We start from the raw sequence: 11376 nt of genomic DNA, 5'->3' as shown, positions 1-11376 counted from the left end.
CAGCCAGCACCTCAGGCGCCTGGAGCGGGAATTGGGGCTCAGCCTCCTCGAACGCCACCCGCGCGGAGTCGTGCCCACCCCGGCCGGAGCGCTCCTGCACAACGCGGCGGCCGGCGGCCTCGGCGACATCGACCACGCCCTGCGCCGGCTGAGCGATCTGGCACGTGGCGAGGGCGGATCGGTGCGCATCACCACCGGCGCCACCACGGTGCGGCACTTTCTCTCCGACGCGATCGTGGCCTTCCGCCGGCGCCATCCCCGGGTGAGCCTCGAATTCGAGACGGCGCACTCCAGTCGCAGCTGCTTCGACGCCCTCATCGCGGGCGGGCTCGACCTGGCCTGGATCACCCTCGGCGCACCGGTGAAGGGCATCGAGCAGCGTCCCGTCATCGAACTCCCCTGGGTCCTCGCCGTCCACCGCGACGACCCGCTCGCCGCGAAACCGCTGATCACCACCGCCGACCTGGCCGGCATCCAGCTCATCGGGCTCCCGGAGAGCACCACGTCCCGTGCGCGCCTGGACGCCTGGTTCACCGAGCGCGGCATCAGCCCGGTCTCCGACACCAGCGTCGCCGACTGGGACACCGCCCTCCTGCTGGCCGAACTGGGCCTGGGGCACGCGATCGTCCCCGACCTGCCGGGATGGCACGGACCCGGCCATCCCGACCTGCGTCTGATCCCCGTCCCGGACCTGCCCACGCTGTGGACCGGCTGGGCGGTACGCCGCTGGGACACCCTGTCGCCGCTGGCCAGGGCCTTCGCCGACACGGTCAGCCACGACCGCCCGTGAGCACGCGGCCCGCGCCGATCCAGATGCTGCTGATGGCGCTGATGTAGCGCGCCCCGCAGCGGTCCGACGGAACGACGAGCTGGCTCCCCACGGCGTCCAGCTCCCGACCGTCGAGGCGGGTGGCGAGCAGGACGGGCGAATTGCCGAAGTCCGCGTCGATCTCCGCCCAGGACAGGACGGTGTGGTGGCCGTCCCCGCCGCTGACGGCCAGCAGGAAACGCGAACGGTCCTTGCGGCGCCGGGGATCGAACGCCGGGCCCGCGTCGCCGACGACCTCCCGGAGCAGGGGGCCGGCGAAGGTGTGGCGCTGCGGCCCGTTGGTGGCGCAGTCGAAGGTCACGTCCGACTCGTGCTGCTCCCAGCGCTCCCGCAGGTCCGCGACGGTCAGTGTGGCGGGGCGTTGGATGTCCCCGCTCATGGCGAAGGCCCCCGCACGCACGGGGATCGTGCGGGTGGGCGTGCCGGGTCGGCTCATCGGATTCCCCCTCCGGACGGTCACGGCTGCCGCCAGTCATACCCGGCCGCCGCTCGAGAGAATCGTGGATGCGGCCCATCAGGCCGCTTTCGCCTTGCTCTTGTGAGCTTGATGCGAGGAATGGGCTAGCGAATCCGGGTCCTTCGTACAAGCTCGGCGGCCGGGCGGGCCGGGCTCACGGCAGGTCGACGTGGACGTGGGTCGACTTCACGCGCGCCGTGACCGTCACTCCGACCTCGATGCCCAGTTCCTCCACGGACTCGCGCGTCACCAGCGAGACAAGGCGGTGGGGCCCGGACTGGATCTCCACCTGCGCCGCCACGTCGTCGACCCGCACCGCGGTGACGATCCCGGCGAACGCGTTGCGTACGGAGGTGGGCACACCCGGCGGTACCGGGTGCGTCCCGGCGGCGCGCCCGGCGGCGAACGCCGCCAGGCTCACCCCGTCGATCGCCCGGTTGCCCGCGCCGTCCCGGTCCATGCGCAGCCGGCCACCGTCCGCCCACCGGCGAACGGTCTCCGAACTCACGCCCAGCAGCCCAGCTGCCTGCCCAATGCTGTACGACGGCACAGCCGCACTCTAGGCCAGCAGGCGCCGAGGAAAGCGGGTACTCCGGGCCCTCAGCCCTTGAGGCCGACCGTCGCGCACGCCGCCTTGAACTCGGCGGTGCAGATCTCGGCGGTCTTGTAGATGCCGTCCTCGATGACCGTGGACTTGATGGTGTCCCGCGTCAGGGGGCGCACCGAGACCAGGAGCGAGGGGATGTTCTTCGTGGTGGCGTTGTCGGACTTGTCCCCGGCCAGCGCGTCGTACTCGACCATGCGGCCCTGGGCGATCCGGACCGCCATCTGCGCGGCGCCGACGGCCTCTTCGGGGTAGGGCTTGTAGACGCTCATGTACTGCTCGCCCGTGACGATGCGCTGTACGGCCGACAGCTCCGCGTCCTGGCCGGTGACCGGCGGCAGGTCGGTGAGGCCGGCGGCCTTGAGGGCCTTGATGGCGCCGCCCGCCATGCCGTCGTTGGCGGAGTAGACGGCGGCGATGTTGTCCTTGCCGATCGCGGTGATCGCGTCGGTCATGTGGGCGCCGGCCGTCTTGGGCTTCCAGCCGGCGGTGTCGTACGACTTGGCGATCTTCACCTGGTTCTGGAGCTGGGAGAGCGCGCCTTCCTTGAAGACGGCGGCGTTCGGGTCGGTGGGCGAACCGTTGATCATGATGATCTGGCTGCTCTTGCGGTCGCTGCCCAGCGCCTTCAGGATCGCCTGGCCCTGCACCTGGCCGACCAGTTCGTTGTCGAAGGCCACGTACCCGGAGACGGGTCCCTCGGCGAGCCGGTCGTAGGCGATGACGGGTATGTCCGCTTCCTTCGCCTTCTTGACCGCCGGTGCGATCTTCTTGGCGTCCACCGCGCTGACCAGGATCACGTCGACCTGGTCGGCGACCATCTGCTCGAGCTGGCTGCTCTGCTTGGCGGCATCCTCGCCGGCGTTGGCGTAGACGACCTTGCCCTTGTCGTTGGTGAGCTTCTTGACCTGCTTCTCGATGATGGGGTGGTCGAACTTCTCGTAGCGAGCGGTCTCCGCCTCGGGCAGGAGCAGACCGACGGTGACGTCGTCACCCTTCTTCTCGGTCGTTTTCCCGTCGTCGTCGGAGCCCAGGATGCTGCCGCATGCGGCGAGCGAGAGCGCCAGGGCGCTCACAGAAACGGCTACGGCGGCTTCTCGCGTACGGGTTTTCATTCGCCCACTTCCTCGATCGGACCGCTGCGTTGTGGTCCGAGATGGCTGAAAGCCAACCCCGCAGTGTTCCCGGCGTCAAGGAGTCAATACATAACGAGATTGCAATGGAATGTGCGTTTCAGTCTTGAACTGTCCTGCATTTACACGTGACAACTGTTGTGTCCGCAAGGCGGCGCAACGGGAGTTCCGGATGGGTTCGCGGGGCACGGTTCTCGCCTGCTCGGACGCCGGCCGGGGGTGCCGGGCCTGCTTCCGCCGGGCCGGCCGGGGCCGCCTCGCGGCGGAAGAGACGGCCCCGGCCCCCTCGCCGGTCGTGCGCATGCCTTCCGTACTTGTTGCCGGCTGCCCCTGTCTCAGGAGGCGTCGACGGGCTGCCACACGGCCCGGCCGCCCTCCGTGCCCACCCGTCCGAACACCACGTCGGCGAAGTGGATGCCGAAGCCGATCGTGCCGGGCTCCCGCAGTTCGCCGACCAGACGGCGGCGGAAGTCCGCGGACTGGACGGAGTCGTGGTCGGGCGCCGCGGACCACTCGGGGTGACCGATCTGGACGGGGGAGTGGAGCGCGTCGCCGAAAGCGATCAGCCGCTGTCCGCCGGGGTCCCGACCGCCGGGGTCCCGCCTTCCGGAGTCCTGCCCGCCCGAGGTGATGACGTAGGCGGCGTGGCCCGGGGTGTGGCCTGGGACGAACCGGACGCGTACGCCGGGGAAGATCTCCTCGCCGTCCGTCGTGGTCCGCACCTTCGGTGCCAGCGCGTCGAGCCGCTCCTTGCTCGTGCCGTGCGCCTCGAGGAGGTGGCGCTGCGACCACTCGGGCTCGGCCACCAGGTAGTCGGCCCGGGTGAAGGCCGGGGCGTCGCTGCCGGGGGCGGGGTGCCAGGCCCAGCCGATGTGGTCGGTGTGCAGGTGGGTGAAGGCGACCGCTTCGATCTCCCCGGGCCCGCGGCCGAGTGCGGCGAGGTTGTCCAGGAGCGCACCGCCCCGGATGGCGCCGATGGCGCTGCCCGGCTCGGCCGGGAAGGACTGCGGCCCGAAACCGGCGTCGATCAGGAGCGCGCGGTCGCCGTGTTCGACGAGCAGGCCGCCGATGCCTGCCGCGAGGTGGCCGGTGTCGTCCAGATATTCGGGTCGGGCTGCCCAGTCCTCGTCGGTGGTGCCCGGCAGCCAGCCGCGCGGCGTGAGCTGGACCGCTCCGTCCGGTACGTACGTCACCTTCGTCTCGCCGAGTTGCAGGGAACGGATGCCGGAAGGCCGGTGCAGCCGTGCGGATGCGGGGTCGTGCCTGGTGTCGGTGGTCATGGCGGCAACCATATGCATCAAGCTTGAATCATTCAAGCTCGCAATATCCAGACTGGATGTACTTGCTAGGCTGGGCCGCATGACGAACCCCGAGGCGCAGGTCATCGCCGAGCGGCAGCTGTGCGGCCTGGTGAACGGGATGGCGGACCAGATCGCGGAGCACGTGCGACAGCGGGCCGTCAGGCTGGGGCTCACCGCGCCGCAGGCGACCGCGCTGCGGGAGCTCGCCGGGCCCATGACCATGCGCGAGCTGGCCGAACGCATGAGCTGCGAGCCCTCCAACGCGACCTTCGTCGTGGACAAGCTGGAGAAGCAGGCCCTGATCGAACGCCGCCCGCACCCCTCGGACCGCCGCGCCAAGCAGTTGGTGCTCACCCCCGAGGGTGTCGCGCTGCGGGAGCGGCTCCTGGAGCTCCTCGGGGAGGATTCGCCCCTCGCCGGCCTCACGGAAAAAGAGCAGGAGGCCCTGCGCGACCTGCTCCAGCGCGCCATTTCCCGCCCCCGGTGAGACCAGAGGTCCGAAAATTTCCGCAATGTGGTGCGGACGCACGCCCGGTCGGGCGAAATATGTAGAGCTTGCCCGTGCCGTGATGCTCGTCTCGTGCTACTGTTGATCGTAGTTGCAGTTGTGGTTCCCATAAGACTTCAAGTGCCTTTGGCGGATGTATTTCTGCCGGGCACTTTTGTATTTCCGGAGAAGTTTTCCGGACGGGGCAATCAACGTGGCGACGCCGGGTTTCGCACAGTGTGGATCCCGGGCTTGCCCCGAATGGAGATTTTAGTATGGCTACTGGCACCGTGAAGTGGTTCAACTCGGAAAAGGGCTTCGGCTTCATCGAGCAGGAGGGTGGCGGCCCGGACGTCTTCGCCCACTACTCGAACATCGCCACCTCGGGCTTCCGTGAGCTTCAGGAAGGCCAGAAGGTGAACTTCGACGTCACGCAGGGCCAGAAGGGCCCGCAGGCCGAGAACATCGTTCCCGCCTGACGCTGAAGCGTAAGACGACGCTGGTGCCCGCACCTCACGGTGCGGGCACCAGCTCGTTGCTGTTTGCAGAAGTTTTTTCTTTTTTTCGGCCCGTGCTTGCAATTCGTTCGGTTGATATTCACCGAGAATTCCTCGATGCGTGCCATATCGAGGAAGGTTCTCCATGAACCGTTCAGCTCGCACGAATGACCGCTATCCCAATCCCCGCAACGGCGGCGCTTCGCACGGCGCAGGCGCCCGCAAGAGCGGTGGCCCCCGTCCCGGCAACCGCTCCGGCGGCCAGGGACGCCGTCCCGCCGCGCCGCAGGGCGAGTTCGCCCTGCCCGTCACCATCACTCCGGGCCTCCCGGCCGCGGAGACCTTCGCCGAGCTCGACATGCCCGCGGTGCTGCTCAAGACGCTCACCGGTCTCGGCGTGACCGAGCCGTTCCCGATCCAGGCGGCCACGCTGCCGAACGCCCTCGCGGGCCGGGACGTACTGGGCCGCGGCCGCACCGGATCCGGCAAGACCCTGGCCTTCGGGCTCCCGCTCCTCGTGCGCACCGCCGGTCAGCGCGCCGAGTCGAAGCGGCCCCTGGCCCTGGTCCTGGTTCCCACCCGGGAGCTCGCCCAGCAGGTGACCGAGGCGCTGACGCCGTACGCCCGTGCCCTGAAGCTGAAGCTCGCCACGGTGGTCGGCGGCATGTCCATCGGCCGGCAGGCCGGCGCGCTGCGGTCCGGCGCCGAGGTGCTCGTCGCGACACCCGGGCGCCTCAAGGACCTCATAGAGCGCAAGGACTGCCGATTGGACCGGGTGAGCATCACCGTTCTCGACGAGGCCGACCAGATGGCCGACATGGGCTTCATGCCGCAGGTCACCGAGCTGCTCGACCAGGTGCGCCCCGACGGCCAGCGGATGCTGTTCTCGGCCACGCTCGACCGCAACGTCGACCTGCTGGTCCGCAGCTACCTCCACGACCCGGTGGTCCACTCGGTCGACCCCTCCAAGGGCGCCGTCACCACGATGGAGCACCACGAACTGCACGTGCACGGCGCCGACAAGATGGCGGCCGCCACCGAGATCGCGGCGCGCGAGGGCCGGGTGATCATGTTCCTGGACACCAAGCACGCCGTCGACCAGTTCACCAAGCATCTGATGGGCAGCGGCGTCCGCGCCGCCGCGCTGCACGGCGGCAAGTCCCAGCCCCAGCGCACCCGCACCCTCGCCCAGTTCAAGACCGGCGCGGTGACGGTCCTGGTGGCGACCAACGTCGCGGCCCGCGGCATTCACGTCGACAACCTCGACCTGGTCGTGAACGTCGACCCGCCCAGCGACCACAAGGACTACCTGCACCGCGGCGGCCGTACCGCGCGCGCCGGCGAGTCCGGCAGCGTCGTCACCCTGGTGACACCGGGCCAGCGACGTGACATGAGCCGCCTGATGTCCGCCGCCGGTATCCGGCCGACGATCACCCAGGTCCGCTCCGGCGAGGCCGAGCTCAGCCGCATCACCGGCGCGAAGGCCCCCTCCGGCGTGCCGATCGCCGGCACCGCGCCCAGCACGGAGCGCCCCAAGCGCGGCGGCGCCCCCTTCCGCGGGATGGGCACCCGCCCGGGCCGCTCGGGCGGCGGCTCGCGCCGGGGCGCCGAATCACGCGAGATGGCAGAGGCGCGCAAGGCGGCGCGGGTGCGTCGCGCGGCCTGAGCCGGCGGCCTGAACCACCTGTCTGAGCCAGCTGCATGAGAGTCAGGAACGGCCTGGTCTGTCCGAGCGAGCACGATGCCGCCGCGACAGCCAGGCCGTAACTCATGGGGGGAGCGATCGACCTGCGGCGCGCCTGCATATACCCGATTTCTGTACCGACAGTTCCAAAATCGCAGAGTCGGCACCTGCATCCTTCACGACTAGCTGATTTGCCTAAAGGCTTTAGGTAAGTGCAGAATCAGTTATGCCAAAGGAAGGGATGGCCATGGTTCGCGCAGGACTGACGGTGGAGCGCCTGGCACGTGCCGGGGCCGAGCTGGCCGATGAGGTCGGCTTCGAGCAGGTGACCGTCTCGGCGCTCGCCCGGCGCTTCGACGTCAAGGTCGCGAGCCTCTACTCGCACCTGAAGAACTCCCACGACCTCAAGACGAGGATCACCCTGCTCGCCCTGGAGGAGCTCGCCGACCGCGGCGCCGCCGCTCTCGCCGGGCGGGCCGGGAAAGACGCCCTGACCGCGTTCGCCGACGTCTACCGCGACTACGCGCGGGAACACCCGGGACGCTACGCCGCCGCCCAGCTGCGGCTCGACCCGCAGACCGCCGCCGCCAGCGCCGGCGTCAGGCACGCACAGATGACGCGGGCGATCCTGCGCGGCTACGACCTGACCGAGCCCGACCAGACCCACGCGGTCCGGATGCTGGGCAGCGTCTTCCACGGCTACGTCAGCCTGGAGATGACGGGGGGCTTCAGCCACAGCGAACCCGACTCGCAGGAATCGTGGTCACGCGTCCTGGACGCCCTCGACGCGCTGCTGCGGAACTGGCCCGCGCCCGAACAGAACCCTTGATCAGCAGGCGGAGACCATGCATACCGACACAGACACCACCCCCGACAGCGGGCACGGCTGGATCACCACGCCCATCACCGCCGACATCCTGCGCGGCGCCCTCGACCTCGAGCGGACCGAACACGGCGTCCTGCCGCACCGGCTGCCCGCGCGGGCCCGCGCCCAGTGCTCCGACGGCCAGCTGGCCATGGCGGAGTCCCAGCCCGCCGGCGTACGCCTTGCCTTCCGCACCCGGGCCACCGCCGTCGAACTGGACACGCTGCCCACCAAGCGCGACTACGTCGGCGCCCCGCCCCGCCCGGAGGGCCTGTACGACCTCCTCGTCGACGGCCGCCTGGCCGGTCAGGCCGCGGTGAGCGGCGGCAACACCCTGACCATCGACATGACCGCCGGCACCTTCGAGCGCCGGTCCGGCCCGATCGGCACCCTGCGCTTCACCGAACTGCCCGACGGCGCCAAGGACATCGAGATCTGGCTGCCGCACAACGAGACCACCGAACTCGTCGAGCTGCGCACCGACGCCCCCGTCGAGCCCGCACCGGACACCGGCCGCAAGGTGTGGCTGCACCACGGCAGTTCGATCAGCCACGGCTCCGACGCCGCGAGCCCCACCACCACCTGGCCCGTACTCGCCGCTTCCCTCGGCGGTGCGGAGCTGATCAATCTCGGCTTCGGAGGGGGTGCGCTGCTCGACCCGTTCACTGCCCGCGCCATGCGGGACACGCCGGCCGACCTGATCAGCGTCAAGATCGGCATCAACGTCGTCAACGCGGACCTGATGCGCCGGCGCGCCTTCGGCCCAGCCGTCCACGGCTTTCTCGACACCATCCGCGAAGGCCACCCCACCACGCCGCTCCTGGTCGTCTCGCCGATCCTGTGCCCGATCCACGAGGACACGCCGGGGCCGAGCGCGCCCGACTTCAGTGATCTGAGCTCCGGACGGCTGCAGTTCGTCGCCATGGGCGATCCGGCGGAGCGCGCGGGCGGGAAGCTGACGCTGGGCGTCATCCGCGAGGAGCTTGCCCGCATCGTGGAGCAGCGGTCGGCCGATGACCCGCACCTCGCCTACCTCGACGGCCGTGAGCTGTACGGAGACGCCGACTCCGCCGAGCTGCCGCTGCCCGACCAGATCCACCCGGACGCGGCCACTCATCGCCGTATGGGCGAACGCTTCGCGAAGCTGGCCTTCACGGAGGAGGGTGCCTTCGCGGGCCGGGACGCCTGAGGCAAAGACCCCCTCGCGCGTGCGTCACGCCAAGTCCGCGCGGCCCTTCGCGCCTTGGGCGAGCAGCCACCGCACGATGTCGTCGGCGTTCTGCGCGCGGGCGATGTCCAGCGGCGTCAGGTCGTCGTAGCCGATCCAGTTCACGTCCGCCCCGTGCTCCAGCAGGAGCTTCGCGACGGGGAGGCTGCCGCCGTGGCAGGCACCCCAGAAGGCGCTGGTGATCTCGGACTCGGTGGGGGAGTCCGAGGCGGCCAGGAATCCCTCGACTTGGTCGAGCAGACCGAGGGTGGCCGCGTCCTGGAGGTCCGCGCGGGCTCCGTGCTCCAGGAGCCTGCGGGCGGCCCGCCACTGGCCGAAGCCGCGCGCGTCGGCGAGCGGGGTGCCGCCGCCGATGACGGCGCCGGACGCCTCGATGTCGGCGCCCGCTGCGATGAGCGCGTCGAGTGCGGTGACATCGTCATTGCTGGCCGCCCAGTGCAGCGGCGTCTCGGTATGGGCGCCGACGAAGCGGGCGCCGGGATCGGCGCCCGCCGCGGCGAGGGCGGCGATGACCTCTTCGGCGCGGGGAAAGTGGCCGGGCCAGTCGGTGGCGATGTGCAGAAGACTGCGCCGGCCCGCGGCGGGGCCGTCCTGGCTGATGCCGCTTGTGGCCAGGGCGGGGTGGTCGGCCAGGAGCAGGCGGAGTGCGGGGAGGTCGCCCTCGCGGATCGCTTCGGTCACCGAAAGGGCCAGCGGATCGCGGGAGTCGAGGATGTCCATGCGAGGGGTGCCTCCTGCTCGATCGGTCTGGTCCAGACCTATTGACGGCAGGTCTGGACCACTTTACGGTGTGGCCCGTCGCACCACTTACGTCTCCAGGCACCACAGTCCAGGAGGTAAGCGTGTCATCCCGAACTTCTCCCCACGCCCCCGCATCGCGCCGCGCCCCGTCCCGCCTCCTGGCGGCCGGTCTGGCGATGGCCTTCGCCGTGCCGCTGCTCATCGGGGCCGCGCCGGGCCGGGCGCCGTCGCAGGACCGCCAGGACATCACCCGGGCCGTACGGACAGCTGGCGGCGCCCCGGCGGCACCGGCCCCGGCCGCCGAGACCTGCGCGGTCAAGTCGAAGCCCGCCGGGAAGGTGCTCCAGGGCTACTGGGAGAACTGGGACGGATCCTCCAACGGGGTCCACCCGCCGTTCGGCTGGACCCCGATCACCGACACCCGCATCCGCGACCACGGCTACAACGTGATCAACGCGGCGTTCCCCGTCATCCGCTCCGACGGCACCGTCCTGTGGGAGGACGGCATGGACTCGACGGTGAAGGTCGCCACTCCGGCCGAGATGTGCCAGGCCAAGGCGAACGGCGCCACGATCCTGATGTCCATCGGCGGCGCGACCGCGGGCATCGACCTCAGCTCCAGCACGGTCGCCGACCGCTTCGTCGAGACGGTGGTGCCGATCCTGAAGAAGTACAACTTCGACGGCATCGACATCGACATCGAGACCGGCCTCGTGGGCAGCGGCAACATCAACCAACTCTCCGCCTCGCAGGCCAACCTCGTACGCATCATCGACGGAGTCCTCGCCCGCATGCCGTCCAACTTCGGCCTGACGATGGCCCCCGAGACGGCGTACGTCACCGGGGGCAGCGTGGCCTACGGCTCGATCTGGGGCGCGTACCTCCCCATCGTGAAGAAGTACGCGGACAACGGCCGCCTGTGGTGGCTGAACATGCAGTACTACAACGGCAGCATGTACGGCTGCTCAGGCGACTCCTACTCCGCCGGAACCGTCCAGGGCTTCGTCGCGCAGACGGACTGCCTGAACAAGGGCCTGGTCATCCAGGGCACCACGATCAAGGTCCCCTACGACAAACAGGTCCCCGGCCTCCCCGCCCAACCGGGCGCGGGCGGCGGCCACATGCCCCCGAGCCTGGTGACCCAGGCATGGAACCACTACAACGGCGCCCTGAAGGGCCTGATGACCTGGTCCATCAACTGGGACGGCTCGAAGGGGTGGACGTTCGGCGACAACGTGAAGGGGCTTCCGTAGCATAGGCTACTGAAGTAGGCAAACATGCAGGTCAATTAGGGTCGCGTCTTCCGGGATGCGGCCCTGATTCTGTGCCCGTGCTGGATTGGTGCTGGATTTCCTGACCTGTCGTCACCTGCCGTCATCTCTGGTTATCCGTACCGTGCTGGATTGGAGCTGGAAGGGGAGCGGGGCGGCTGTTAACCGAACAGCCGCCCCGCTCCTTCCGCGGCCAGTCCCGCCGGGCGACTTGTGAATCGCACCAGGCTGGTGTGTGGCGATGAGCCGGTGTTTTGCTCACAATTCGAATAGTGCGTC

General features: G+C 69.7%; 12 protein-coding genes. 7 read left to right on the top strand and 5 right to left on the bottom strand.

From position 1 onward, the window contains the following. A partial coding sequence (locus ACQKIP_RS22225) for a LysR family transcriptional regulator (protein WP_427743864.1) occupies positions 1-790 on the top strand: 790 nt, incomplete at its 5' end. On the opposite strand, the gene ACQKIP_RS22220 is transcribed toward ACQKIP_RS22225, so the two are convergent. From ACQKIP_RS22220 to ACQKIP_RS22205, 4 genes are all read right to left on the bottom strand, one after another. Beyond that, a complete protein-coding gene (locus ACQKIP_RS22220) occupies positions 771-1265 on the bottom strand; it encodes a molybdopterin-dependent oxidoreductase (RefSeq protein ID WP_365861147.1) in 495 nt (164 codons plus the stop codon). The two genes, ACQKIP_RS22225 and ACQKIP_RS22220, sit on opposite strands and share 20 nt — an antisense overlap. Positions 1266-1440: 175 nt before the next feature. Continuing rightward, entirely contained in the window at positions 1441-1836 is a 396-nt protein-coding gene (locus ACQKIP_RS22215) for a TOBE domain-containing protein (protein ID WP_365861149.1), read from the bottom strand. 50 nt (positions 1837-1886) lie between these two features. Then, a complete protein-coding gene (locus ACQKIP_RS22210) occupies positions 1887-3005 on the bottom strand; it encodes a sugar ABC transporter substrate-binding protein (RefSeq protein ID WP_365861151.1) in 1119 nt (372 codons plus the stop codon). Positions 3006-3358: 353 nt separating this feature from the next. After that, on the bottom strand, positions 3359-4303 hold the full coding sequence (locus ACQKIP_RS22205) for an MBL fold metallo-hydrolase (RefSeq protein ID WP_365861153.1): 945 nt from the start codon (positions 4301-4303) through the stop codon (positions 3359-3361). A 79-nt stretch (positions 4304-4382) separates the two neighbouring features. On the opposite strand from ACQKIP_RS22205, the gene ACQKIP_RS22200 reads away from it, so the two are divergent. The 5 genes from ACQKIP_RS22200 (at position 4383) to ACQKIP_RS22180 (ending at position 9046) form a co-directional block, all read left to right on the top strand. Beyond that, positions 4383-4811 carry a MarR family winged helix-turn-helix transcriptional regulator gene (locus ACQKIP_RS22200; protein WP_361388469.1) on the top strand — a complete coding sequence of 143 codons (429 nt, stop codon included), beginning with the start codon at positions 4383-4385 and terminating at the stop codon, positions 4809-4811. Between the two features lie 275 nt (positions 4812-5086). Beyond that, on the top strand, positions 5087-5290 hold the full coding sequence (locus ACQKIP_RS22195; protein ID WP_361184572.1) for a cold-shock protein: 204 nt from the start codon (positions 5087-5089) through the stop codon (positions 5288-5290). A 163-nt stretch (positions 5291-5453) separates the two neighbouring features. Further along, entirely contained in the window at positions 5454-6974 is a 1521-nt protein-coding gene (locus ACQKIP_RS22190) for a DEAD/DEAH box helicase (protein ID WP_365861155.1), read from the top strand. Between the two features lie 265 nt (positions 6975-7239). Beyond that, a complete protein-coding gene (locus tag ACQKIP_RS22185) occupies positions 7240-7821 on the top strand; it encodes a TetR/AcrR family transcriptional regulator (RefSeq protein WP_365861157.1) in 582 nt (193 codons plus the stop codon). 16 nt (positions 7822-7837) lie between these two features. Next, complete coding sequence (locus ACQKIP_RS22180) at positions 7838-9046, top strand: GDSL-type esterase/lipase family protein (RefSeq protein ID WP_365861158.1); 1209 nt, start codon at positions 7838-7840, stop codon at positions 9044-9046. Between the two features lie 24 nt (positions 9047-9070). Here the strand turns inward: ACQKIP_RS22180 and ACQKIP_RS22175 are convergent, their stop codons facing one another. Further along, positions 9071-9805, bottom strand: a complete 735-nt coding sequence (locus ACQKIP_RS22175; protein ID WP_365861159.1) for an ankyrin repeat domain-containing protein — start codon at positions 9803-9805, stop codon at positions 9071-9073. A 197-nt stretch (positions 9806-10002) separates the two neighbouring features. Here ACQKIP_RS22175 and ACQKIP_RS22170 point away from each other — a divergent pair, with 197 nt between their 5' ends. Beyond that, entirely contained in the window at positions 10003-11079 is a 1077-nt protein-coding gene (locus ACQKIP_RS22170; RefSeq protein WP_365861214.1) for a chitinase, read from the top strand. The last annotated feature ends 297 nt before the right edge of the window (positions 11080-11376 follow it).

It is taken from the genome of Streptomyces sp. NPDC059900 (assembly GCF_050270335.1).
Taxonomy (GTDB): Bacteria; Actinomycetota; Actinomycetes; order Streptomycetales; family Streptomycetaceae; genus Streptomyces.
The sequence above is the reverse complement of the archived record's forward strand: the minus strand, read 5'-3'. Positions and strand labels throughout refer to the sequence as shown.

Bases quoted from the DNA above. Each gene is read 5' to 3' on its own strand.
- ACQKIP_RS22220 (WP_365861147.1), bottom strand. From the start codon at position 1,265: ATGAGCCGACCCGGCACGCCCACCCGCACGATCCCCGTGCGTGCGGGG.
- ACQKIP_RS22210 (WP_365861151.1), bottom strand. From the start codon at position 3,005: ATGAAAACCCGTACGCGAGAAGCCGCCGTAGCCGTTTCTGTGAGCGCC.
- ACQKIP_RS22205 (WP_365861153.1), bottom strand. From the start codon at position 4,303: ATGACCACCGACACCAGGCACGACCCCGCATCCGCACGGCTGCACCGG.
- ACQKIP_RS22200 (WP_361388469.1), top strand. From the start codon at position 4,383: ATGACGAACCCCGAGGCGCAGGTCATCGCCGAGCGGCAGCTGTGCGGC.
- ACQKIP_RS22195 (WP_361184572.1), top strand. From the start codon at position 5,087: ATGGCTACTGGCACCGTGAAGTGGTTCAACTCGGAAAAGGGCTTCGGC.
- ACQKIP_RS22190 (WP_365861155.1), top strand. From the start codon at position 5,454: ATGAACCGTTCAGCTCGCACGAATGACCGCTATCCCAATCCCCGCAAC.
- ACQKIP_RS22185 (WP_365861157.1), top strand. From the start codon at position 7,240: ATGGTTCGCGCAGGACTGACGGTGGAGCGCCTGGCACGTGCCGGGGCC.
- ACQKIP_RS22180 (WP_365861158.1), top strand. From the start codon at position 7,838: ATGCATACCGACACAGACACCACCCCCGACAGCGGGCACGGCTGGATC.
- ACQKIP_RS22175 (WP_365861159.1), bottom strand. From the start codon at position 9,805: ATGGACATCCTCGACTCCCGCGATCCGCTGGCCCTTTCGGTGACCGAA.
- ACQKIP_RS22170 (WP_365861214.1), top strand. From the start codon at position 10,003: ATGGCCTTCGCCGTGCCGCTGCTCATCGGGGCCGCGCCGGGCCGGGCG.